We start from the raw sequence: 24344 nt of genomic DNA, 5'->3' as shown, positions 1-24344 counted from the left end.
TGCTCCTGAACTGAACTCAAGCTTGGGTAGTTTGGATAAAGAGATTGACCGGGAAATCCCCCAGCGCGGCGCTGACCATCAGTTCCCTGTGTTTTGTGACTGCGACGCTTGCAAAAAGTCCCTTCAGATTTTCTTCAGGGGCGGCAAACGGCAATTTGACCCGTGTATCGCCCCAGAGCGGCGCTTCAACCTGTGGTTCGGCACTGTTTTCCAGCAGTTCGGCACAGCGTATCGGTACTATCACGATAGCCCGTTTCCCTTGCCGTTCACGAGCGAACGCCAGGATTCGGTGAGCCTGGCTGCCAAGGGTTTCAAGGGCTTGATACGTCCCTTTTTGAAACAGCCCGGCATGCTCGGCACGCTGGTGTAACGTCTGGGCGATCAGGGTTTGCTTGATACGCCCGTCACGCCAGTTCACCAACAGATCGGGCAGGTCCAATCGTACGTGCATGGCCTGCTGACGGCTGACGTAATCCACCGGCCGGCGGTTGTCCGGATCGACCAGCGTGAAGTCCCAGAAATCATTGCCCTGATAGAGGTCCGGTACCCCCGGCACGGTCATTCGCAGCAAGGTTTGCGCCAAACCATTCAACGCGCCCGGTGCGGCGATGCTCTGCGCCGCCGCGCCAATGGCCATACGCAATGGCTGGCCTTCGGGGCTGAGTAGCAAGCGTTGGAGAAACCCATCGGTCGCCTGTTCGTACGCCTCGTTTGGCGCGCTCCAGCTGCTTTGCAACTTGGCTTCGCGCAGGGCTTTGCATTGCCACTGCCAGAGGCGTTTGGCGTAGGCCTCAAGGGCCACCTGATCATCGCCGCGCAGTTCCAACGGCCAACTGCCGAGGATCGCTTGATAAAGAATCAGCTCATCGCCCGCCGAAGGCGCACCGGGTTCAATGCGCAATTCGTCGGCCAGGGTTCGCCAGTGTTCGACCTGTTCGGCATACCAGGCGCTGCGCTCGCTCAATACCGCTAGCCGCGCACGGGTGTCTTCCCCGCGTTTGTGGTCGTGGGTCGCGGTGGCCAGCAGGTTATCGGGAAATTCGGCGAGGCGATTGGCGCAGGCAGCATGGAAATCGGCCACCGGGGCGCTGAACTGCTCGGTGTTGTAGCCGACATCGTTGCGCGACAGCAGCACCGCCGAGCGATAAAGCGCGGTGTCTTCCACGGCCTTGGCCGCCGCCGGTGAGGTCAGTTGCTGGAACCTCACGCAGGCATGTTTGAGCAGTTTGCGTGGGCGGCCCACCGGGCGCCTGCGCCAGGGTTGGCCGCCGAGCCAGCCAGCCAGGCTGTCGAGCACCGGCCAATCGGCCTCGCCAAGGGTTTGCCGGGCACCGTCCATGGCTTGCTGAAAAAAAACTTCGTCCTGATCGCAGCGGCCCAACGGTCCGATATACGTGCGGTACACCGGGAAGTGCACGATCAGCTCCTGCAAGGCCCGACGAATCGCGCCGAGGGTCAGGTCCCGCGTCATCAAGTCGTCCCGGGCCACTTGCAGCAGGGCGTGGGCGACACTTTCGAAATCCCCGGCGAGGGAGCCGTTGAGAATCTGCTGGCGCGCCAGCTGTGCTTCCTGACGGAAATCGGCGGGCCGTGCGCTGTGCCGGCTCCAGAGTTCACCCAAGGTCCGGGCGCCTTCGGGATCATGTTGCAGCAACGACAACTGGTTCATGAATTCGTAACCGGTGCTGCCATCGACAGACCAATCGCGGTGCAGGGTTTCGCCTTCGCCGAGGATCTTCTCGACGTAGATCGGCAGGTGCCGCTCCGGTGCCAGGCGATCGACTCGGCGGCGCAATTTGCGGCAGTAACCGCGCGGGTCGGCGAGGCCGTCGATGTGATCGATGCGCAACCCGTCGACAAGACCTTCAGCCACCAGCTCGAAGATTTTTGCATGGGTCGCCTCGAACACCGCCGGGCGTTCGACGCGCAGGCCGCCCAGTTCATTGATATCGAAAAAGCGCCGCCAGTTGATGTCGTCCGCCGCGGTGCGCCAGCTGGCCAGGCGATAACTCTGGCGCTCCAGCAGGTTATGCAGGCGCTGGAAACCTTCAGGGGTGAGCGAGTCGTAGGTGCCGAGTGTGTGCTGGATGGTGTGAAGAATGGCCGGATCGCTGGCGAGTTCATGCAGCTCGGTTTTTAGCGCAATTGCCAGGCTGTGCGCGTCGGTCTGGTAACTCAAGGTAGTGAAGCGGTCTGCCAGGGATTTGAGCTGCTCGACCTGCTCGGCATTTAATTGATCATTCGCCTTGAGCAGTTCGCCGTAGTTCGTCGGGCAAATCGGGAAGTGGTGCTCATAGTGCTCGACATAAAAAGCCCCGCGCCGGGCATCGAAACGCAAGGGCAAGGTGCCGTCCTGCAAGGCGATGCCGTAATCGCTGGCCAAAAAAGGCAGCAGCAGTTGGCCCTCCATCAACGGGTCGGGCGAATGCCACTGAATGTCGAAGAACTCGCCGTAAGGGCTCAATCGCCCCCATTCCAGCAAATCTAGCCACCAGGGGTTATCGCCACCACCGACGGCCATGTGGTTGGAGACGATGTCTAGGATCAGCCCCATGTTCTGTGCGCGCAATGCACCGACCAAACGGCGCAATGCCGCTTCGCCGCCCAGTTCAGGGTTGACCGTGGTCGGGTCTACCACGTCGTAGCCATGCATGGACCCCGAGCGGGCGGCGAGCAGCGGCGAGGCGTAGATATGGCTGATGCCCAGGCTGGCGAAGTACGGCACCAGCGGGATCGCCTGGTCCAAGGTGAAGCCTTTATGAAATTGCAGCCGCAGGGTTGCCCGCAGCGGTTGGTTGAACGGTTGATTCATTGGTCACGCTCGGCCGCCTGAAGTCGCGCACAGGCGAGCAGTTCCAGGCGCCGGGCGGCGTCCGGATCGTCGAGCAGGGTTTCGCTGTCGCCGGGTAGCCTGCGGGACCAGTTGGGATGGCTGTCGGTGGTGCCGGGCAGGTTGGCCTGCTGTTCGATGCCCAAGGCATCTTCCAGTGGCAGCAATACCAGCGGCGCGCGGGTATGGCCGAGGAAGCGGATCGCGGCATCGAGCACCTGATCGGTTTCGTGGGACTCTTCGCGGAAATTCTGCGGGTCCTGGCTCAGCACCCGGCGCAAACCTTCGCGCTCGCGCTCACGGTGTTGGCGCCATTCGATTTCACCCGGTGCGTCGACCAGGTTCAAGCGCGCGCTCCAGTCGATATCGCGGCCATGCCACCAGCCATTGAGCGTCGGCAGGTCATGGGTGCTGGTGGTTGCCAGGGCGTTGTCCGGCCAATCGAGAATCGGCTTGAAGTGAGTATTGTCCTGTTCGAACAGCAGCACACGCATGCCGAGAATCGAGCGCGCGATGAGTTTTTCGCGCAGACCCTCGGGCACGGTACCGAGGTCTTCGCCGAGGACGATGGCCTGATGTCGATGGGATTCGAGGCTCAGCAAACGCAACAGATCGTCCACCGGATAATAAAGGTAGGCACCGTCACTGGGCGGCGCGTCCTTGGGGATCACCCACAGCCGTTGCAGGCCCATGATGTGATCAATGCGCAGGCCGCCGGCATGGGCGAAGTTGGCTCGCAGCATTTCGATGAACGCGCGAAAGCCGTTGCGCACCAGACCTTCGGGGGAGAACGCGGAAATGCCCCAGCCCTGTCCGGTACGGTTGAGGATGTCCGGTGGCGCACCCACGGTCAGGGAAGTGAGCAATTCGTCCTGGCGACTCCAGGCCTGGCTGCCGCCGCCGTCGGCGCCCACCGCCAGGTCGGCGATCAGGCCGATGCCCATGCCGGCACCGCGGGCGGCGGCCTGGGCGCGCTCCAGGCTGCGTGCAATCAGCCATTGGCAGAAGGCGTAGTAGCCGATGCGGGTCGAGTTCTCTTCGGCAAAATGCGCCAGGGCGGTGCTGCGCGGGTCACGCCATTGTTCGGGCCACTCGCGCCAGTCGAGGCTTTCGCCGCGCCGCGCACGGGCTTCCTGGATCGCTTCGAAGCGGCAATGATTTTCCAGCGCTTCGCCGCCGGCATGGCGAAAACTGCTGAAGTCTGGGTGCAAAGGGTGTTCGCCGTGAGTGAATCCTTCGTACAAGGCTTCGAGCAAGCGGTGCTTGGCTTCGGCGGCGGCAGGCCAGTCGATCAGTGGAAGTTTTTCCAGGTGCTTGAGCTCAGCGGCAAGGCCGGTGGCATCGACCGCAGTGCGCAGGGCACGTTCACCGAGAATCGCACCGGGCGCCGCGTACAGGCTGTTGAGGAACAAACGGCTGGACGGCGAGTAAGGGCTGTAACGCTGGGTGTCGCCGCTGAACATCGCATGCAGCGGGCTGATCGCCAACGCTTCGGCGCCTCGTTCACCGGCCACTCGGGCCAGGTCTTCGAGGGCCTGGGTATCGCCGAAACCGCCATCGCCGGGGCGACGCAACGAGTACAACTGCACGCTCAGGCCCCAGGCACGCGGATTTTTACTGTCAACCGCGTCGCCGACGCTGTAGCAGCGCTGGGGTGCCACCGCCAGGGTGAAGGATTGATCGTCGATGCTGACGTGCTGATAACCCACCGGCACCAGCCCGGGCAACACAGCGTTGTCATCGAGCTTCAGGTTAATCCGTGAGCCGTCTTCGAGATGGATTTCACACGGGGTTTGCGGTTCGAAGTAGTGGGTCAGATCAAGGCCGACGCCCACGTCGCAGGTCAGCAGCGGCGGCAGGTGCCGGGTTTGTTGCACCTCCTGCAATTGCAGCAGGCTGGCGTCGATCTCCTGAGCGGTACTGGCGGGATGGCCTAGTCCGCGGAGTACCGAGCGCAACACCGCCGGAGTCACTTTCTGTGGACGGCCATTGGCGTCGATCCAATCGACGGCCAGGCCTGCTCGGCTGGCCAGTATTTCCAGTTGCGTATTGCTCATGGGCGCTCTCCGTCCGGGGGTAGCAAAGGGGCTGCGGCCGTGAGGCTGACGAGCGCGCAATAGGGGGCAAGCAGGCCCTGATTCAACAGATTGGCCGATTGTGGCGGGTGCTCGAACAGCAACGTAGCGTCGGCCTGTGGGGTGTGGGCCACGGGGGTGTCGCGCAGGTTCAGGTCAATGCGCAACTGACTGCCATCGCCCAGCCGCCAGCGCGCCGTCACCGCGCCCTCGGCCAGTACCTGTGCGCCCAGCGCCTGGGCGCCGGGCAGGTGCGGGATGATGTGTCGATGGCGGATCTGCAGCAGTTGGCGATACAGCTGGTAAATCGGCGATTGCCGGTTAGCGGTCAGTTTTGGTCGTGAAGCTTCGAAGGTCTGCGTCGCGTTCGGGTCGGGAATCTGCTCGCGTTTGTGTGGGTCGGCAAAGGCGCTGAACGCCGCGAACTCATTGCGCCGTCCTTCGCGCACCAACTCCGCCAGCTCACCGTGGTGGCTGGTGAAGTACAGGAACGGTTGCTCGACGGCGAATTCGTCGCCCATGAACATCAGCGGGATCATCGGCGACAACAGCAGCAACGCGGTGGCGGCGTAAAGGGCATCAGGATGGGCCAACTGATGCAGGCGCTCGCCAAAGGCGCGGTTGCCGATCTGGTCGTGGTTTTGCAGGAACAGCACGAAGGCCGTGGGCGGCAAGTGACCGCTCGGTTCACCCCGTGGCGTACCGTGGCGGGTGATATGCCCCTGGAACACGAAGCCCTGACTCAGGCAACGGGCGAGCTGTTCGGTGGGGTGGTCGGCATAGTCGGCGTAATAGGCATCGGTTTCACCCGTGAGCAGCACGTGCAGGGCATTGTGGCCGTCGTCGTTCCACTGCGCGTCAAAACCTTGCTCCAGCAGGCTGGTCTGGTTGTGCTCATTTTCCGCCAGGAGCCACACGTACCGCGCCGGATCGGTTTGCCGCCGCACCCGCTGCGCCAAGTCCTGAAGAAAGTCCGGATCTTCGATGGCATGCACGGCATCCAGACGCAAGCCGTCGAAGCGGTACTCCAGCAACCACATCAGCGCGTTGTCGATAAAGAAGTCGCGCACCTCGCGCCGTCGGAAGTCGATCGCCGCGCCCCACGGGGTGTGTTGGTCTTCGCGGAAAAAACCGTTGGCGTAGCGATGCAGGTAATTGCCATCCGGGCCGAAGTGGTTGTAGACCACGTCGAGAATCACCGCCAGACCATGGCCGTGGGCGATGTCGATCAGGTGTTTGAGTTGTTCGGGCGAGCCGTAGGAAGCCTGGGGCGCATAAAGCAAAACCCCGTCATAGCCCCAGTTACGTTCACCGGGGAACTGCGCCAGTGGCATCAGTTCGATGGCGGTAATACCCAGCTCAACCAGGTGCGCCAGATGCTGTTCGACCTCGCTGAAACCGCCGAGCAGTCCGACGTGCAGTTCGTAGATCACCGCCTCATGCCAGGGCCGCCCCTGCCAGGCGCTGTGTTGCCACCGATAGGCGAGGGGATCGACCACCACGCAGTGGCTGTCGATATCGCCCGCCTGGGCGCGGGAGGCCGGGTCCGGCACCGTAAGTTCGCCATCGATGTTGTAACGATAGCGGGTACCCGCGGGGCAGCGGGTCTTGATCACAAACCAACCATCGGCCTGAGGCAGCAGCGGCAGGGATTGTCCATCTTCCAGTTCGAGACTGACGAAAAACGCATCGGGCGCCCACAAGGCAAAACGCGTGTGTTCTGCGTCCAGCATGATTGCGCCGTGGGGCCAGGTCTCAAGGGTCCGTAACGGCATCGTTGAAAGCCTCTTACTGTTTGCCCGATTTTCCCAGTGCTTTAGCCACCAGTTGTTCGTAGAGTTCGGCGTAGGGTTCGACGGCCTTGCACCAGTTGAAGGGCGCCGCCATGGCCCGGCAACGCATGGCGTTGAGCAGACCCGGGAAGGCGAATACCTTGAATGCGCGGCTCAGGGCTTCGCGATAACTCTCCACCGTGGATTCGTCGAAGAGAAAACCGGTCACGCCGTTTTCAATGGTATCGGCCAGGCCACCGGTATTGCGGGCCACCGGCAATGAACCAAAACGTTGGGCATACATCTGGCTCAGGCCGCAGGGTTCGTAACGCGAAGGCATCAGCAGGAAATCGCTGCCGGCGAACATCCGGCGAGCGTCGGTTTCATTGAAGCCGATGTGCACGCCGATTTGCCCGGGGAAGCGCAATGCCAGTTCACGCATGGCTTGTTCTTCTTCCGGCTCGCCACGGCCGATGATCGCGATCTGCCCGCCGTTGGAGACAATGTATTCGGCTACCGCTTCGGTCAGGTCCAGGCCTTTCTGGTAGACCAGCCGCGAGACCACGGCGAACAGCGGGCCGTCGGAGTCTTCAAGGTCGAACAACCGGCGAACGTGCGCGGCATTGACAGCTTTACCGTCCCAATCGCCGATGCCAAATGGGTGGAACAGGTGCGGATCGGTCGCTGCGTCCCAGCTTTCATCGATGCCATTGGGAATCCCGCTGAGCAAACCTTGCTGGGTCTTGGCGGCGAGAAAACCGTCGAGGCCACAGCCGAAGGCCGGCGTGGTGATTTCCTGGGCATAGGTCGCGCTGACGGTGGTGATGTGGCTCGAGTAGGCCATGCCGGCCTTGAGAAACGACATCTTGCCGTAAAACTCCATGCCCTCCTGTTGCAAGGCATGCATGGGGATTCCGAGTTCCGGGCACGAGCCGAGGCTGATGACGCCCTGGTAGGCCAGGTTGTGGATGGTGAACAGGGTCGGGGTGCGTTGGCCACGCCAGTGCATATAAGCAGGAGCCAGGCCGGCGGGCCAGTCGTGTGCGTGCACCAGGTCCGGGCACCAGTGAATTTGCGCGAGGTTGGCGGCAATATCGGCTGCTGCGAGGCCGAGTCGGGCGAAACGAATATGGTTGTCCGGCCAGTCGCGGCCGTTGTTGGCGCCGTAGGGTGAACCTTCGCGTTCGTACAGTTCAGGGCAGATCAGCACGTAAATGACCAGGCCGTCGGGCATGTCCATGCGCCCGATCTTGCAGGGCGGCAACGCTGCATGCCCGCCCAGTTCACCAATGATATGAATGGGGTTTTCGCTGTTCAGCACTTGCGGATAACCGGGAATCAATACACGGACATCGTGCAAATGCGCCATGGCCCGGGGCAGAGCGGCGGAAACGTCGCCCAGGCCACCGGTCTTTACCAGGTCGGCAATCTCCGAGGTGACGAACAGGACTTTTTTCTTGTTGGGGTTATGACTGACTACGGGTGCCAGCGTCTTGGTGATCGGGACGCTGGACGATTTGGCTGTAAAGGCCTCCACGGCGCTCGTTTCGCCGACCTGCGGATGAGCACGCTCTCCCTGAATATCTAACGCCGTACTGATCATATGAATCTCCCCGTTTTATCGATCTGATTCCTGGCCTGGCACAAACGGTGTTCGTAGCCAATTCCATGGCCGGGCGCAAACGCGCTGCGCATGGGTGAGCAAGCGCTGCCCATGCGCTGAAGCTGAATGGGTGAAGTGGCTGTTGCAAGGAATGCACCAGTCGCTGGCCCTCCCTTTAACCTGACCCGCGGCCAGCACCAAAAGTTTCGATTATTTTCACCGAATGACCAGCCGGTTTTACTCCGCGAAAATCAGTCTAGGTCAGAACGTAGAGCGGGGCCGGTCAAGCAGGTAAATTGTTCGACAATCGGTAAAAAGAGGGTACAGGCATAGGGCTTTGCGGGGAGACGCACCGACGAAGTGCAGGTTTATTTTTTTGTGTGGGTCAAATCGGGACCGTGAAGTCACGATAATCGGGCGTGACGGGATGTGGGTTGCACCATTGCAGTGCGTTGGATCCCTGGCAGATGTGGTGAGGTTGAGGGTCTCTTCGCGAGCAAGCCCGCTCCCACAGGGGAATGCATTTCAAATGTGGGAGCGGGCTTGCTCGCGAAGAACGATAACGCGGTCTTAGCTCAGAATCCGAACCGGCTCCCCAGCCGCCCAAGCCTGAATGTCCTCAATCATCTGTGAAAAAAACAGTTGGTAGTTCTGCCGGCTGACATACCCGATATGAGGCGTGGCCAGCACATTGTCCAGCGTTCTGAAGGGATGATGGCGGGGCAACGGCTCGTGCTCGAACACGTCCAGTGCAGCACCCGCCAGGCGCTGTTTCTGAAGTGCCTTGATCAACGCTGACTCATCGACAATCGGCCCGCGAGCGGTATTGACCAGCCATGCCGTGGGTTTCATCCAGCCCAGTGCCTGAGCGTCCACCAGTCCTCGGCTGCGCTCGCTGAGCACCAGATGGACCGACAACACATCGGCCTGCTCGAACAGTTCCTGCTTGCTGACATAGGTGACGTCGGCTTCGGCAGCCCGTTCAGCGGTCAGGTTTTCGCTCCAGGCAATCACCCGCATGCCGAACACCTGGCCGAACCGGGCGACCCGTTGACCGATGCTGCCCAGACCGAGAATGGCCAAGGTCTTGCCCTGCAGGTCGCCGCCCAACCCTTGTTGCCAAAAACCTGCGCGCAAGGCATTGGCTTCGGCCACCAGGTTGCGGGTCGCGGCCATGATCAGCGCCCAGGTCAGTTCCGGTGCGGCATGTTTGTAGCTGTCGGTGCCGCACACCTGGATACCCAGCGCGGCGGCGGCTTTCAGGTCCAGAGCGGCGTTGCGCATGCCACCGGTGACCAGTAGTTTGAGTGCGGGCAAGCGGCGCAGCAGGTCTTCGTCGAACCGGGTGCGCTCACGCATCACGCAGATCACCTCGAATGCGCCGAGCCGTTCGGCCAGGATTTCGTTGTCGGCGGGGTAGTCATGGATAAAACTCACCTGACCGATGCTGTCCAGCACCGACCAGTCCACCACGTCACGCGCCACGTCCTGCCAGTCGTCGATCACCGCAATCTGCACCATCATTCAGCCTCACCTCATCAACGAACGGGATTGGTTTTGTTCAGCCAGTCGAGCAATGCCTGATGGAATTTCGCCGGTTCCTCCATCTGCGGCGCGTGGCCAAGGCCCGGGAATTCAATCAGCGTCGACTGTGGAATCAGTTTCGCGACTTGTTTGCCGAGTACGTCGTAATGACCGATTTTCGCCTTGACCTCGGGCGGCGCGATGTCCTTGTTGATGGCCGTGGTGTCGGAGGTGCCGATCAGCAGCAGGGTCGGCACTTTCAGGTCTTTGAACTCGTAGTACACCGGTTGGCTGAAGATCATGTCGTAAATCAGCGCCGAGTTCCAAGCCACCGCTGTTTTGCCTGGCCCATTGGCCAGGCCTGCATACATGTTCACCCAGCGGTCAAACTCGGGTTTCCAGCGGCCATCGTAATAGGTGGTGCGTTGGTAGTCGTGAATACCTTGCGCCGTAACGTTCAGCTCACGTTCGTACCATTGATCAACCGTGCGATACGGCACGCCGAGGGCTTTCCAGTCTTCCAGACCGATGGGATTGACCAGCGCCAGTTGCTCGACTTGATCGGGGTATTGCAGCGCATAACGGGTGGCGAGCATGCCGCCGGTAGAATGGCCGAGCAAAGTGGCCTTCTGGATGCCGAGGGCTTTGAGCAGTTGCTGGGTGTTGAATGCCAGTTGCTGGAAACTGTATTGATAGTGGTCCGGTTTGCTGGAGGTGCAAAAGCCGATCTGGTCCGGCGCGATGACCCGGTAACCGGCCTCGCTCAGCGCCTTGATCGAACTGTCCCAGGTGGCTGCGCAGAAATTCTTGCCATGCATCAGCACCACACTGCGTCCATTGACCTCGCCTTGGGCGGCAACGTCCATGTAACCCATCTGCAAGGATTTGCCCTGGGACTCCAAAGCGAAGTGCTTGACCGTGTAGGGATACTCGAAGCCCTGAAGTTGCGGGCCGTATTCCGGCGTTTCAGCCTGGGTCTGGGCGTGAGCAAGAACCGGCAATGCCGCCGTCAGCAGCAGACCGGGCAACCAGCGGGAGAGGATGGGCGGCATGGGGAAACTCCACAGGAAATCCGCCGATGCTGGATCGGCATGATTAGGGCGACATTAAACACAGACCATGGCGCAATCCCAGTAGGAGCGAGCTTGCTCGCGAAGGCGGTATATCAGGCGACATCAATGTTGACTGTACCGCCGTCTTCGCGAGCAAGCTCGCTCCTACAGAATTCCATGTCTTAACTGACGGAAATTGGGCAATGGCCGCGCATGATCGTTCAGCCCATCCAGCCCAGCGTAGCCAGGGCCAGCACACCGTAGCGGGCGCCCTTGGCGAGCGTCACGATCACCAGGAAACGTCCCAGCGGTTCGCGCATGACGCCAGCCACCAGCGTCAGTGGGTCGCCGATGATGGGCACCCAGCTCAGTAACAACGACCAATGGCCGTAACGCTGATAGTGTTTTTGGGCTTGCTCGAGATGTCGAGGGCTGACCGGAAACCAGCGCCGGTCGCGGAACCGTTCGATGCCGCGACCCAGCCACCAGTTCAGCAGCGAGCCCAACACGTTGCCTAGCGTTGCGACCGCCAGCAGCGACCAGAGCCAATACTGGCCGCTGAGCAACAACCCCACCAGCACCGCTTCGGATTGCAATGGCAGCAGCGTCGCGGCACCGAATGCGGCGAGAAACAGCCCGATATAGGCGCCGAGCATCAATGGGCAGGGTAGTCCGCCACTACCACATCAGTGCCGTCCTTTTTCAGGCCGATCACTTGGTAGGCATCGCTCATGCCGTCCATTTCCATGCCGGGCGAGCCCATGGGCATGCCGGGGGCTGCAACTCCCAACAGATCGTCACGCTTGCTCAAGGCCAGTACTTGATCGGCCGGCACATGGCCTTCGACGAATTTTCCATTGATAAGGCCGGTATGACACGACGCGAGGCGAGGCGGCACGCCGTGTTGTTGCTTGAATTGGCTCATGTCGGCTTCGACATGGTCTTGGACCTTGAAACCGTTGGCTTCCAGATGACTGACCCATTTTTTGCAGCAGCCGCAATTGGCGTCGCGGTGAACTTCGATGGGAATCAGGTCGGCGGCCTGGGCCAGGGAAGAGATGAAGAGGGCGCTCAGGGCGGCCAGACGCAGGTAGGTTCGCATGGGGATCTCGTCTCGGGTTGTGGCCAAAAAAGATGCATTTTGACCCTATTCTACCGAGAGGAGATACGAGATTGTTTCCGGGTAATGCAGCCTTGTAGGAGCGGGCTTGCCCGCGAAGGCGGCGGTACAGTCAACATTGATGTCGCCAGATATACCGCTTTCGCGAGCAAGCTCGCTCCTACAGGGGGCCGTCGGCGCTGCTGTGTGTACGCCGCAATGAAGTCAAAACTCCTCATCGGCGGTAACATGAGACCCCGTTTGCAGCCCCTCATACCCGCAGCCCGGTAGGGGCTTGGCATGCAACCGGATACACACCGGATACATTTTTTGGTTCAGGAACCCGCAATGACCCAGTCGCAACGTTTGAAATATTCGATTCTGATTTCCCTGGTGGTACTGGGGATCATGTTCGGCCTTTCCTGGCTGCAAAATGCCGGGATCATCACGGAGCAGCTGTTCCAGTACATCGCCATTGGCGTAGCGGTGCTCGTGGTGGTGATCAATGGCGTAATGCGTCGCAAGGTCAAGCCTTGAGCGACGTTCTCTGGCCGGATTGTTTGCTATAAAAGACAGCGGCGGCCTGTGGATGCAGGCTGTAGCTTTTGTCTGGATTGAGGGTGATCACGCCCTCACTGCACAAGCGTTTCAACACTTCACGCACACTGAGAAAAGATAGGGGAATGTCCAGCTCCAGCAAGTGACTGTGCATGCCCCGCACCCCAAGGCTGCGGTCGCTTTCGGCGGCGGTCAGCAAAGCATCGATGACTTTCAGGCGAATCAGGCTGGTGCGCAGGCCAAAGCTCTTGAGCAGAAGCCTGATTCGTTCGTTGCCGTGGCGTTCGGCTTGTCGATTGAAAACGCCAGAACCCAGAGTCGTGCCCTTTGGCATATGGCCATCCGTTGGCAGTTGCGTGTTGTACATGCAAAAAACTCCTTTTCAGAGCCTGATCAGGAAAATGTGATGGGTGCTCTCAATCAATAAGACGAACGAGCCAGGCAAATCATGAAGACTTGCATGTAGAAAATTTGTCGTCGTGACGTCAGCGGCCTGTGAGCTGGGCGTGGGGACGCCCTCAAAGGTCTAAATTTTTTCTGTTAGCTTCGTTTTAAGGGGAGGCGCATTGGGTCATGTCGGTAAGTTAAGGGCAAATCGGACACGTAGGAGCCAGGCTTGCCGGCGAAGGCGTCCTTAAGAGCGCCTTCGCCGGCAAGCCTGGCTCCTACGAAAAGCGGGTTCACTCGCTTAACTGACCGGCATTAGGCGCATTGCGTGTCATACGTCTTTTCGATCAGGAGCGAGCGTGATTATTTCCAGGCAGTTAACCAGGTTGAGCCTTGCGGGTGTGTTTCTGGGGCTGAGTCTTGCGGCAAACGCGCGCAGCCAGCCAGAGCAGGCGACGGCCGACATTCGTCGAACCAGTTTCGGCGTGCCGCATATTCGTGCCGACAACGAGCGCGGGCTCGGCTATGGCATTGGCTATGCCTACGCTCAGGACAATCTGTGCTTGCTGGCCAATGAGATCGTCACCGTCAATGGCGAGCGCTCCCGGTATTTCGGCCCGGACCAGTTTACCGTCGAAGAGCGCGGGAACCTGGCCAGCGATGTGTTTTTCAACTGGCTGAACACCCCCCAGGCTGTCGCCGCGTTCTGGCAGGCGCAAACGCCTGAAGTTCGCGAGCTCATCGAAGGTTATGTGGCGGGTTACAACCGTTCGCTGACAGAGCGTCGAGCGCAGGGTTTGCCGCAGCAATGCCAGGGAGAATGGGTGCGCGCGATTACCGTGCAAGATTTGGTCAAGCTGACCCGTCGTCTGCTGGTCGAAGGCGGCGTAGGACAGTTTGCCGAAGCATTGGCCGGCGCTACCCCGCCGAAAACCGTCGCCCATGTGGCGGGCGAACCGGCGTCGTTCCAGCTGGCGGCTTCGCGCATGCAACGCTTCGCTCTGGATCGCGGCAGCAACGCCGTGGCGGTTGGCAGCGAGCGTTCGTTCAACGGTCGCGGGATGTTGCTGGCCAATCCGCACTTTCCCTGGGTCGGTGGGATGCGCTTCTATCAGATGCACCTGACCATTCCCGGCAAACTGGATGTGATGGGCGCCGCATTGCCTGGCCTGCCCATGATCAATATTGGTTTCAACCAGCACCTGGCATGGACCCACACGGTGGATTCGTCCAAGCACTTCACGCTGTATCGCCTGCAACTCGATCCCAAGGATCCGACCCGTTACCTGCTGGATGGCAAGTCCTTGCCGATGAAAAAGCAGACACTGGCGGTAAACGTGAAGCAACCCGATGGCCAGACCCGGCAGATTTCCCATGTGGTCTATAGCTCGCAATTCGGCCCGATTGTGCAATGGCCCGGAAAACTGGACTGGAACAACCAGTTCGCCTACAGCCTGCGCGATGCCAATCTGGATAACGACCGGGTCTTGCAGCAGTGGTATGCGATGAACCGTGCCGCCAGCCTCAAGGATTTGCAAGCATCGGTGCACAAGATCCAGGGGGTTCCGTGGGTCAATACCCTGGCGGTGGACGATCAGGGGCAGACGCTTTACATGAACCTGTCGGCGGTGCCGAACGTCAGTGCCGACAAACTGGCCAAGTGCAGCGATCCGCGGGCCGGATTACAGATGATCCTGCTCGACGGTTCCAATAGCGCCTGCGCCTGGGACATCGACCCGCATGCTGCGCAAAAAGGTATCTATGCGGCAGACAAATTGCCGCAACTGCTGCGCAAAGACTTTGTGCAGCATTCCAATGATTCGGCCTGGATGGCCAACCCGGCACAACCGCTCACCGGTTTCTCGCCGTTGATCAGTCAGGACAACCAGCCATTGGGGCTGCGTTCGCGCTTTGCGCTGGAGCGTCTGGGCACCTTGAACAAGGCCGGTACTGTCACTGCGGCGGATCTGCAGCAGATGGTGATGGATGATCAGGTGTATCAAGCGGCCCTGGTGATGCCGGACCTGCTGCAATTCTGTGCCGCGGACCTCGGCGCCGATGCGCCGAGACTTGCGCCGCTGTGTGCCAGCCTCAAAGCGTGGGATCGCCGGGTGAATCTGGACAGCGGGCTGGGGTTTGTACATTTTCAGAATGTCATGATGCCGTTGCAGAAAATGCCTGACATCTGGCGTGTAGCGTTCGATCCGCAGGATCCGCAACACACACCGCGTGGCCTGGCAATTGAACGGCCAGACGTCGCCAAAGCAATTCGCGCGACGATGCTGGCTTCGGTCGAACAGGTAAAAACCCTTGGCCTGAAAGCCGATAGCCGCTGGGGCGATATCCAGGTGGTCAGCAGTGGCGGGCAGCAAACGCCAATTCACGGCGGGCCGGGCACGCTGGGTGTGTATAACGCGATCCAAAGCGTGCCGAGCACCGACGGCAAACGCGAAGTCGTCAGTGGCACCAGCTATTTGCAGGTGGTGACGTTCGATGACAAGGGGCCGCAAGCTCAGGGCTTACTGGCATTCTCATTGTCCAGTGATCCGGCGTCGAAGTACTCTCGGGATCAGACACTGGCCTTTTCGAAGAAGCAGTTGAGTGTGTTGCCGTTCACCGAGCAGCAGATCATGGCCGATCCGCAATACCAGGCTCAGACGATTCGAGAACAGGATGAAAAAGCAACGAAGATCGCCGCGCAGTAGTCACGATCGCGCTTGAATGAAAAATGAAGGCCGCACCCCGCAAGGGTGGCGGCCTTCAGCTTTTTGGGGCTTGTTGCGGGATCGAATTGAGGACCGGATTGCCGTCCTTGTTGCGGGTCAGGTAGACCGGCAGCACCTTGGGCAACGAAGCCACCAGGTTATTGAGTTCTTTGATGTTGTAGATACCGCCGAGGCGAACCGAGCCGGTGCTGTGGTCCGCGATCATCACTGGTTTGTTCAAATAACGATTGATCAAGGGCAGGGCATCGGTCAGCGCCAGATCATCGAGCACCAGTTTGCCGCTGCGCCAGGCCAGCGAATGGTCATTGGCAGAGGTCTGGCTGATTTGTGGCGTGAAATCGCCGTGCCGGTAACGTGCCTGCATGGCAGGTTCGAGACGTGAACCCTCGCCGGGCAGGGTACCGTTGCTGGTCACCAGCACAGAGCCCTCGATCAGGTTCACGCGTACCTGGTCTTCATACATCCAGACATTGAATTGGGTACCCGTCACGCGAATGCTGCCATCGGCTGCCCTGACGATGAACGGATGTTGCTGGTCATGACTGACGCTGAAGAAGGCTTCGCCTTTTTTCAGCGTGACCCGACGCTGATCCTTGTAATTGCTGAACGTCAGTTCACTGCCCAGGTTCAGCTCCACCTGGCTGCCGTCGCTCAGCGTAACCTGACGAACATTATCGGTCGCTTCGAAATGCTGGTAAGTATTGGGCAGCCAACCCAGGTTCCATCCGGTATAGGCCGCCAGCGGCAGCGCAAGGGCGCAGACGGTGGCGGCAATGCCGAAGGTGCGCCAGGGTGTTGTCGGTTTGACGCGAGCAGCCGACACGGCGGATTCGGGACGAGGTAAATCCCCGGCCACATCCCAGATCTCCAGCATGGCTTCGTACTCGAGGGCATGCAGCGGATGAGCATTACGCCATTGCTCGAACGCCAGGCGTTCTTCGGCCGTGCAGTCGATGGCGTGCAGACGCATGCACCAGTGCGCAGCGGCATCGGTGATGGCGTCGTATTGGGCTTGCGAGAGAGAGTGGTCGGTCATTGACTCATCCTGATTTCCGGCATTCTAACCTTGAGAGGAAGCCTGCGAGAACAACCGTCATGGCAATTGCCCATCAAAGTACGGCTTATTTTTCACCCGGACGCCCTGAAAACCGGGCATCGCCAGGCAGTATCCATAAATCGAGTGAAAAAAGGGTCAAGACCTCCGCACGAGCAAAGCATGTGCAGGTCGGATGATCCGCGCATGCTTTTATCGTGAGGTTCAGATCAAGTCATCGCTCAGCACCGGATCCAGTTGTCGACCCATTTCGCTTATCAAGTAAGCGATCGAGTCAGCGTTGCGCAAAATGATGTCGGTTCGCTGGTGCACATTACTTGGATTCAGGAAGATGTTGCGAGCTTCATCCATTGTTGTGCAGCCCGTCGTTTTGAGGATGTCCTTGCCCACATGCTCCAACCCTGTAATCGAGTCCAGATCGATCCATGACTTCAATGTGCTGTTCCAGCGCGCAAACAGTTCTTCCCATGGGGTGTCCAGGGACAGTGCTTGTCGCTGGAAATCCTGCTGCGTTTGTTTGACTGTCGCACCATAACGGGTGACGGTGGCAATGAGGTCGGCGAACGGACGCCTTGCCTCAACCTGTGCAATATCCACGGTCTTTGAAAATAAGTGGGAGAACTCATGGATCAGGGTAGCGGCCCGGGCATGGTCGCCGACATCGAAAGGCTCCGTCAGACAGGATTGGTACCAATCGAGTTGCTGGTCAAAGAACCGCTCCGTGAAATGCACACGATTCTGTGCGTCGTTATCTATAACAAAGGCAATCGTGTTGCCGATTTCGTATTTGTTTGATCCGACCACGAAACGTTCGGTATTCATGAAATCCACGTTGGGGTCCACCAGCGCTGTGCAAATGGGAACGATGACTTTTTTGATTTTGTCCAGGAGGCTGGCGTCGATTTGGTCAGCATCAAAAAAGGTTCTGAGAAAAGTGTCCAGCCGCGTTCCCGGATTTTGCTGTCTAAGCTGTGCCAGGTTATGCAGACTGTTAAAAGCGTAATAGCGAGCCAGGTCTATTGCTTGCACGATCATGCGGGCTTTTTCCGGATGTTTTGCCCGAATGTCTTTCATTCCCCGTGCTTCGATATTGAGAACCTCCCTGGCATATTTAGCGGTCACATATTGATTGCGCATTTTCGACAGGGCCTTTCCATAGTGGACAGTATGGATATCCGGATCGAGCACCAGTTGCTTGTCAGGCGTAGTCAGAAGCGCAGGCCCTTCTTCCTTGTCTTTGATCATTCGCCAGATTGCCCCGGGTTTGGTCACGCGGTACACCTTGCCCGCGATGGGGGCATAGGTTTGTCTGCTGGTCGTTTCCAGGTAAGTGCCATTCGCGCTGCTCTTCTTCAGATCCTTCAGTTCGACGGCATTGGTTTCGAAAGACTGCAGTGACGTGCGCATCGGTGCAGTGGACTTCACTTGCGACCAGTGCGGCGCGGCCACAGGAATGGTCGTCGATTCGGCACCGGTGTCGGTCGTAGCCTGCGCAGTGCCGAACGACTCTTCCAGCGACAGCCTGCCCAGTGACACCATCTGCACCGCACCGGCAATAAAATCGAGCAATGCCTGTTTCCAGTGGTGGTCCTGCAGTGCTTCGGCCGAGACCTTGAAGTCTTTGTAGGCTTGCCACAGAAACAGCCCATAAGCGAGTTTGCCGGGTAACAGCCCCGCGAGCCTGTGGATGCCGGAGCTGAACAGGTGCTTGGCTGCCTCCCAGTCTGACTGGCCGTTGACTTCGGACTGAGCTCCGAGCATTTGCCACAGCAGGCTTTTGTTGTCGCTGAACAACCGGGTCAGCAAGTTGCCGTCGATGGGGTTAGAGGCGAGGGTGATCTCGCTCGCTTGTCCGACGGTGGATTTCAACAGATTGCGAAACCCGGATTGCGCACTGGCTGGAAGGCGACATATCAGCAGCTCCTGTAACGGTCCCGGCGTATTGAGCGCCGAGACAACACTTGGCTCATTGTCGAACTCGGTGAATGGCGAGCCTGCATGGTAGGGCGCATACAGAATTTGCGGACCTTTCTGACCGGCGCCGGGACCGATCAGGTACAGGCCCAGTGTCCTGACGGCTGCAGCGCCGATAGTCTTGATCAGCTCCAGAGGGCGAACAATGGCGTGGGCGCCGTTGACAGTAGCTCGGGCGATAGCGTCCGGCATGTCTATCACCTGTCGAATCAGGTCGAAGCCACTGTCGGAAAGACGTTGCTGCAGTTTTTGTGCATGGGCGTGTTGCATCAATTGCCAGGGCAATTGCCGAATGAAGCGCAGCCTTCGAATGTAGGCATCGGCGCTTTTGTTCGACAAGCTGTCTATGACCTGTCTTGCATAGGTTTGCTGAATGTTCAGTGACAGCAGGAGTTGCCTGACAGCGGACTGGTCCAGGCCTTGCGGAAGTGCTTGAGTGGTTTTCGAAGCGATCTTGAACCCTGTGCCTTGGGCGATGTTGATATGGTTCAAGGCAAACTCGGTCAGGGATCGAGCGGGGCCGGCCAAGGTCAGGTTGGGGATGATTTCGATGTCATCGGGATCTGGCGATGTCCCGGAGAAGCGGCTACCGAGCAATGACACCAAGGTGTCATGCACATAGGACCTCAGTGTTTTTATGCCGTGCAGGTAGTCTTTGTCATCGTCGACGCTGTTGCGATATTGCTCCAGCAATTCGATGTGCAACTGCTGTTCCTCAACGGGCGCCATTGCAAACCATGCGGGCAAGGTCTGCTGTCGGGTAATCGCCTGCGCGATGGAGGTGGCTCTGTGCAAATTGGTGTCGATCACCGTTTTGGTCAGGGTTTGAAGGGCTTTGGTCTGTTTTGCATCGTCCAGCTTCAGTGCGCGCAGGTGTTCGCAGCGTCCCAGGAAGTGGTCAATGGATGATTGTGATAATCGCTGCAAGACATGACCTTCAATCAGTCGCAACGCGCCGAGTGAATAGCGCTGGTGGAAGGTGCGTTGGACCGGGGAGAGGTTTTCCAATAGCGTCAGACATTTGTGCGGATCAAGCAGGCGTCGCTCCAGTTCCTGCTTTGCATGACTGACGGTGTCAAAGACTTCCAGGCCCTGCGCGGGTGTCCATAGAACTGTTCGGCCCGAATGCTGAGGGTCGAGCCCGCCACGCTCGGTCAACAGCAAACAATTGGCCAGGGGCAAGAGATTCGTTTGGCCGACGCGCTCAAGGCTCAATGAATAGGCGTCAGGCCGGAACCCCTTGAGTGACAGACGGCTTTTACGATCCGAGTGATCCGGATTGAGCACCGTATCGACGATGACCCGATCAGCGTTGTCCCAAGTGGCGCCCAATACCCGAAGGCTGGCTTCGCCGCATATGCCTATGGAAAAGGCATGAGTCAGCCGGGATGTCATGGTCTCAAGATGGTCTTGCTGCAGTCCCAGCGAGGTGACGGGTTGAGCGGCAAAGTCTGCACTGATCAGTGTTTCGATATCGCTGAAGGTTTTCACGAACGCCGCGGCCCTGTCTGCCAGCACCATCGAGGGCTGTTGATCGCCCGACAATACCGGTCGCGTACTCCAGCGTCCCTGGGTATCCAGCGTCAGCAGTTGCTCGCTGATCATCGTGCGGATGTCCAGCGCCTTGTCGAACAAGGCGTTGATGTCCACGATGCCGTCGCTGTGACGGAAAACCTGCAGGGCGTACTCGATGTTCTGCTGTTGTTTGCTGATGATTGCCTCGAACAGCTTTTTGAAGATCGAACCGGAAATCACTTCCCCAGAGACATTCGGCTGATCAAAACCGATGAAGCGCTGACGTTCCTCCAGGCTCAGGAGGCCGTAGAGCTCATCCTCGTGACCGACCGCGCTGAATTTGCTCAGTAAGGTGTTTTTGAGGTCCTGATAGTCATTCAGCACCTGCAGCCCCTGAGCGGGGGTGTAGAGAAACGCCTTGCTGGCACTGATCATCAGCGAGCCTGCCAGCTCCACATAGTTGGCCTTGTATTCCCATAGACGCACGGTTTCGACGGTCAGTGTCTCGTACGTTCTGCTGGTCGGCTCGATCAGCGAATGCAAGTCCTGGCTTTGTTCAGGCGTGATAATTTCGGCTTCGCGCTTGAGCAGGAACTCCGCTCGCGCCTTTTCAGTAATGGCCTTGCTGAAAAAATCGCGACGTGATGCGCCATCGGCACTCCCGGCACTCCAATAGTCTTGCAGTTGTCCGGAAAGCAGGCTGATCAGTTTTTTGGAAGCCGTGGCGACAGCGGTATCCCAGTGGCGCTGGTCAGTGCTCGCCGGGTGCTTTCTCGGGTGGGAAAATTCATGTGATTGCCCTAACGGCCAGCGTTGATTGCGGTAGTGCAGCAGCACCGCATCACTCAAGGACATGGCGTTGATCCAGCGCCGCGCCGGAGTGCTTTCCTTATCGTGTTCGTCGGCCGTTGCCGTGGAATAGAAAGTGACCTGGGTCTGGCGCTGATCCAGGCCGGGGAAGGCTGACTTCAACAGTTCATTGAGCACTGCGTCGAGCAGCGAAGTCAGCGTCGGCAACGCTTTCAATTCTTCGAGCATGGCCTGATCGTTCATGTGCTGATGTGCAGTGATGATGCTGCTCTGGTCTTCGAACACCTCGCCTTCGATGGTTTGAAAGGTCACCTCGATAGTGGCGGCATCTGCCAGCGTTCTGCGTTGAGATAACGACATGAAAGCCAGCAGGTCGTCGTCCTCGGTTGCACTGTTCAACTGGCGGTTCAGCTGTTCGGTCAAGGTTGAGCGGCTGTCGAACTTCTTTATGCCGGCGTATGGGGTGTAGAGAATCACGCCGTTGTCATCCGGTGTGGCACTCAGCACGAAGCTGCCGGCCAGGGGCACGGGTTCCAGATCGTTGGTTTTGAGCAGGATTTTTTCGGCGAGCATGGGCGGCTTTTCTTTACCGCGTAGCGTGTGGTTGACCAGCTGCAGGTGGCTGAACCATTCGAAGTCCTTTTGCGTCAGCCCGTGGGTTTGGCCAAGTTTCCTCCAATGACCGGGAGATTTCAGGGCCTGGGGGAAAAACAGCGGAGTAACAGGTGTAGACATCGTCGAGTCTCGTTCAGGGCGCGATTGAAGTTCGCCAGTGGATTGAGCCTCGAGACTAAAAGTCATTGAAGTGTGGAAGGTGGTAAATAGTTACCGCACAGCCTGCCGGTTGATCGTGCGAACTCGAGAGGAAAGTGGAGGCCATGCGGGTACGGCCTGCAGGTGATCAACCGAAAAGTTGACAGCTCGCTCGTCGTGCGTTGTTAATCGGCTGGTTTTCGTACGCTGTTGCCCCCTCCAATAATTACTCTGGAGCTTCAGATGTCTGCGCCACACGATCATGTGTCTACTGCGGTTTCGCAAAACCTGTCCTTCGAAGCGCTGACGGCGTTGCTCGAGCAGATCTTCCTGCGCCACGGCACCTCAGCCGCTGTCGCCAGAACCCTGGCCCTCAACTGCGCCGGCGCCGAGCGCGACGGTGCCCACAGTCACGGTGTTTTTCGCATTCCCGGTTATGTGTCGACGCTGCAGAGTGGCTGGGTCAATGGTCAGGCAGTGCCGGTGGTCGAGGACGTGGCCTCGGGGTTTGTCCGGGTTGATGCGGGCAACGGTTTCGCGCAACAAGCCCTGGCGGCGGCACGGCCATTGTTGGTCGAAAAAGCCCGTAGCGCAGGCATTGCGGTGCTGGCCATTCGTAACTCCCACCATTTCGCCGCCTTGTGGCCGGACGTCGAGCCGTTTGCCGACGAAGGTCTGGTGGCCCTTAGTGTGGTCAACAGCATGACCTGCGTGGTGCCGCACGGTGCCGATCGTCCGCTGTTCGGGACCAACCCGATTGCCTTCGCCGCCCCTCGGGCCAACGGTGATCCGATCGTCTTCGATCTTGCGACCAGCGCCATCGCCCATGGCGATGTACAGATCGCTGCCCGTAAAGGCGAGCGTTTGCCGGCGGGCATGGGCGTGGACAGCCTCGGCCAGCCGACCCAGGATCCGAAAGCGATCCTTGAAGGTGGCGCCTTGCTGCCGTTTGGCGGGCACAAGGGCTCGGCTCTGTCGATGATGGTGGAGCTGCTGGCGGCGGCGTTGACGGGGGGCAATTTTTCTTTCGAGTTCGACTGGTCGAACCATCCGGGGGCGAAAACACCCTGGACCGGTCAACTGCTGATCGTGATCGATCCGAGCAAATCGGCGGGGCAGAATTTTGCCGAGCGCAGTCAGGAACTGGTCCGGCAGATGCATGGTGTGGGGCTCAAGCGGTTACCGGGTGATCGGCGTCATCAGCAGCGTGCCAAAGCCAAGATCGACGGCATTGCACTCGACCCTCAAACGTTGGCAGATCTGCGGGAACTGGCCGGAATTTAGCCTCAAATGCAATCCACTGTAGGAGCGAGCTTGCTCGCGAAAGCGGTATATCTGGTGCTTGGTGCTTGGTGCTTGGTGCTTGGTGTTTTTGAGTACATATCCGTTTTTGCGGTAACGGCCGCTGGCGGTTTCGCTTTTACAGCGAGTCACTTGGAAAAGCCCCAAGTAACCAAGGGCTCTTGCCCCGCCATTCGGTGCCTCGCTTAGGCTCGGCATGCCCTCACTCCGGCATTGCTCCGGGGGCCCGCCGCGATCGGCCATCCATGGCCGTGCGCGGCTACCGCGGCATCCTTGCCGCGGTGCCCCCTGCGCAACGCCTGCGTTCGGCCTCTGGGAAAAGGGGCAAGCAGATCAGGATCAAAAGCCAAAGCAACGGCAACGGCAACGGCAAGATCAACAGCTTCGCGAGCAAGCCCGCTCCCACAGTTGGACCGGGTGCATCCGGGGAAGATGGGTCGGCTGACAGGCCGCCATCGCAGCGATGCGGCGACCCGACAAGCCACAAAAAAATCAGCGCACATCCAGAATTAGCGCCCATCCACTCTGCTTTTCACCACTCAACAGGCCGAGCGTTAGCTCGCCTGCAGCTGTTGATCTCGATGCACCGTCCCCTCGAGAGGCCGAGTGGAGGTTCTGCGCAGTGGGCAACCCGGCATGGATGCCGGGTTAGCCGCGCACGGCCAGGGATGGCCGATCGCGGCGGCCCACGGAGCAGGACCGGAGCGAGGGCATGCCGAGCCTTAGCGAGGCACCGAACGACAGGGGCAAGAGCGCTTTGGTTACTTTCCGCCGGGCCGCGCAGGCTTTTCGAAAGTGACCCGCCGTCAGGGCGGAACCCTAGGTGGCCGTTACCGCAGAAACGGATATGTACACCACTATCAAACTCAGGAAGATCCGTAGATACCTATAGATCGCTATCGCGGGCAAGCCACGCTCCCACAGGTTCCGCAGCTTAACTGACCGGCATTTTTAACGCCGACCCAACAACAGCCCCACCACCAAACCGAATCCCGCGGATATAGCCACGGTTTGCCAAGGATGACCACCGATGTAAATTTCGGTAGCGTCGACCGCGGGCCTGGTCCGATCACGCATACCGGAGACTGAACCCCGGGCTTGCTGGAGTTTCAGGGCGATTTGCCCGCGAAGGGTGTCCGCCTCTTCACCGACCAGTGAAGCACTGCTCTTCAGCAGTTTTTCCGACTCTTCGATCAGGGCCTGAAGTTCGCTGAAGACCTGATCCTTGATTTGATCGTCGGCGACTTGATCGATGATTTTACGGGCCATTGAAGTACTCCTTGCAGGTGAATGGGCAGTGAACAATGGAG

15 protein-coding genes are annotated in these 24344 nt (G+C 59.3%); 3 read left to right on the top strand and 12 right to left on the bottom strand.

All coding sequences use genetic code 11. The features are described 5' to 3' along the window. Positions 1-16: 16 nt before the first annotated feature. The 8 genes from MEB48_RS04990 to MEB48_RS04955 all read right to left on the bottom strand — a co-directional run bounded on the left by MEB48_RS04990 (position 17) and on the right by MEB48_RS04955 (position 11958). Positions 17-2812, bottom strand: coding sequence for a malto-oligosyltrehalose synthase (locus tag MEB48_RS04990; RefSeq protein ID WP_237882452.1), 2796 nt, complete (start codon positions 2810-2812; stop codon positions 17-19). Beyond that, entirely contained in the window at positions 2809-4887 is a 2079-nt protein-coding gene (malQ, locus tag MEB48_RS04985; RefSeq protein ID WP_237882450.1) for a 4-alpha-glucanotransferase, read from the bottom strand. Before malQ ends, MEB48_RS04990 begins: the two co-directional genes overlap by 4 nt. Further along, positions 4884-6680 (bottom strand): malto-oligosyltrehalose trehalohydrolase, encoded by a 1797-nt coding sequence (gene treZ / locus MEB48_RS04980; protein ID WP_237882448.1) that lies wholly within the window; start codon positions 6678-6680, stop codon positions 4884-4886. The genes malQ and treZ overlap by 4 nt, the downstream gene beginning before the upstream one ends. Positions 6681-6693: 13 nt before the next feature. After that, entirely contained in the window at positions 6694-8280 is a 1587-nt protein-coding gene (glgA, locus tag MEB48_RS04975; protein WP_237882446.1) for a glycogen synthase GlgA, read from the bottom strand. A 570-nt stretch (positions 8281-8850) separates the two neighbouring features. Continuing rightward, positions 8851-9804 (bottom strand): D-2-hydroxyacid dehydrogenase family protein, encoded by a 954-nt coding sequence (locus MEB48_RS04970; protein WP_237882444.1) that lies wholly within the window; start codon positions 9802-9804, stop codon positions 8851-8853. A 14-nt stretch (positions 9805-9818) separates the two neighbouring features. Next, positions 9819-10856, bottom strand: a complete 1038-nt coding sequence (locus MEB48_RS04965) for an alpha/beta fold hydrolase (protein WP_237882442.1) — start codon at positions 10854-10856, stop codon at positions 9819-9821. Positions 10857-11077: 221 nt separating this feature from the next. Beyond that, entirely contained in the window at positions 11078-11512 is a 435-nt protein-coding gene (locus MEB48_RS04960) for a YqaA family protein (protein WP_237882440.1), read from the bottom strand. Further along, on the bottom strand, positions 11512-11958 hold the full coding sequence (locus MEB48_RS04955; RefSeq protein ID WP_237882438.1) for a DUF411 domain-containing protein: 447 nt from the start codon (positions 11956-11958) through the stop codon (positions 11512-11514). The genes MEB48_RS04960 and MEB48_RS04955 overlap by 1 nt, the downstream gene beginning before the upstream one ends. A 345-nt stretch (positions 11959-12303) precedes the next feature. Between MEB48_RS04955 and MEB48_RS04950 the strand changes: the two genes are divergently transcribed. After that, on the top strand, positions 12304-12492 hold the full coding sequence (locus tag MEB48_RS04950; RefSeq protein WP_007901365.1) for a hypothetical protein: 189 nt from the start codon (positions 12304-12306) through the stop codon (positions 12490-12492). Here MEB48_RS04950 and MEB48_RS04945 read toward each other — a convergent pair. Beyond that, positions 12482-12880: a fe2+ zn2+ uptake regulation protein gene (locus MEB48_RS04945; RefSeq protein ID WP_237882436.1), complete on the bottom strand. Its 399-nt coding sequence runs from the start codon at positions 12878-12880 to the stop codon at positions 12482-12484. The genes MEB48_RS04950 and MEB48_RS04945 overlap by 11 nt on opposite strands. 379 nt (positions 12881-13259) lie before the next feature. Here MEB48_RS04945 and pvdQ point away from each other — a divergent pair, with 379 nt between their 5' ends. Further along, entirely contained in the window at positions 13260-15605 is a 2346-nt protein-coding gene (gene pvdQ / locus MEB48_RS04940) for a bifunctional acylase PvdQ (protein WP_237882435.1), read from the top strand. A gap of 55 nt (positions 15606-15660) precedes the next feature. Here the strand turns inward: pvdQ and MEB48_RS04935 are convergent, their stop codons facing one another. Both MEB48_RS04935 and MEB48_RS04930 read right to left on the bottom strand, forming a co-directional pair. Then, positions 15661-16662, bottom strand: coding sequence for a FecR family protein (locus MEB48_RS04935; protein ID WP_237882433.1), 1002 nt, complete (start codon positions 16660-16662; stop codon positions 15661-15663). Positions 16663-16884: 222 nt separating this feature from the next. After that, entirely contained in the window at positions 16885-21714 is a 4830-nt protein-coding gene (locus MEB48_RS04930) for a M35 family metallopeptidase (RefSeq protein WP_237882431.1), read from the bottom strand. 261 nt (positions 21715-21975) lie between these two features. Here MEB48_RS04930 and MEB48_RS04925 point away from each other — a divergent pair, with 261 nt between their 5' ends. Then, the gene (locus MEB48_RS04925; protein ID WP_237882429.1) at positions 21976-23016 is read left to right on the top strand and encodes an Ldh family oxidoreductase; all 1041 of its coding nucleotides are present in this window, start codon (positions 21976-21978) and stop codon (positions 23014-23016) included. Positions 23017-23985: 969 nt separating this feature from the next. On the opposite strand, the gene MEB48_RS04920 is transcribed toward MEB48_RS04925, so the two are convergent. Further along, positions 23986-24303 carry a DUF883 family protein gene (locus MEB48_RS04920; RefSeq protein ID WP_237882427.1) on the bottom strand — a complete coding sequence of 106 codons (318 nt, stop codon included), beginning with the start codon at positions 24301-24303 and terminating at the stop codon, positions 23986-23988. Positions 24304-24344: the final 41 nt, after the last annotated feature.

Origin of the sequence: Pseudomonas sp. PGPR40 (genome assembly GCF_022014505.1) — a bacterium.
Taxonomy (GTDB): Bacteria; Pseudomonadota; Gammaproteobacteria; order Pseudomonadales; family Pseudomonadaceae; genus Aquipseudomonas.
The sequence above is the reverse complement of the archived record's forward strand: the minus strand, read 5'-3'. Positions and strand labels throughout refer to the sequence as shown.

Coding starts and splice junctions, on each gene's coding strand:
- MEB48_RS04990 (WP_237882452.1), bottom strand. CDS start 2,812: ATGAATCAACCGTTCAACCAACCGCTGCGGGCAACCCTGCGGCTGCAA.
- malQ (WP_237882450.1), bottom strand. CDS start 4,887: ATGAGCAATACGCAACTGGAAATACTGGCCAGCCGAGCAGGCCTGGCC.
- treZ (WP_237882448.1), bottom strand. CDS start 6,680: ATGCCGTTACGGACCCTTGAGACCTGGCCCCACGGCGCAATCATGCTG.
- glgA (WP_237882446.1), bottom strand. CDS start 8,280: ATGATCAGTACGGCGTTAGATATTCAGGGAGAGCGTGCTCATCCGCAG.
- MEB48_RS04970 (WP_237882444.1), bottom strand. CDS start 9,804: ATGATGGTGCAGATTGCGGTGATCGACGACTGGCAGGACGTGGCGCGT.
- MEB48_RS04965 (WP_237882442.1), bottom strand. CDS start 10,856: ATGCCGCCCATCCTCTCCCGCTGGTTGCCCGGTCTGCTGCTGACGGCG.
- MEB48_RS04960 (WP_237882440.1), bottom strand. CDS start 11,512: ATGCTCGGCGCCTATATCGGGCTGTTTCTCGCCGCATTCGGTGCCGCG.
- MEB48_RS04955 (WP_237882438.1), bottom strand. CDS start 11,958: ATGCGAACCTACCTGCGTCTGGCCGCCCTGAGCGCCCTCTTCATCTCT.
- MEB48_RS04950 (WP_007901365.1), top strand. CDS start 12,304: ATGACCCAGTCGCAACGTTTGAAATATTCGATTCTGATTTCCCTGGTG.
- MEB48_RS04945 (WP_237882436.1), bottom strand. CDS start 12,880: ATGTACAACACGCAACTGCCAACGGATGGCCATATGCCAAAGGGCACG.
- MEB48_RS04935 (WP_237882433.1), bottom strand. CDS start 16,662: ATGACCGACCACTCTCTCTCGCAAGCCCAATACGACGCCATCACCGAT.
- MEB48_RS04930 (WP_237882431.1), bottom strand. CDS start 21,714: ATGTCTACACCTGTTACTCCGCTGTTTTTCCCCCAGGCCCTGAAATCT.
- MEB48_RS04925 (WP_237882429.1), top strand. CDS start 21,976: ATGTCTGCGCCACACGATCATGTGTCTACTGCGGTTTCGCAAAACCTG.
- MEB48_RS04920 (WP_237882427.1), bottom strand. CDS start 24,303: ATGGCCCGTAAAATCATCGATCAAGTCGCCGACGATCAAATCAAGGAT.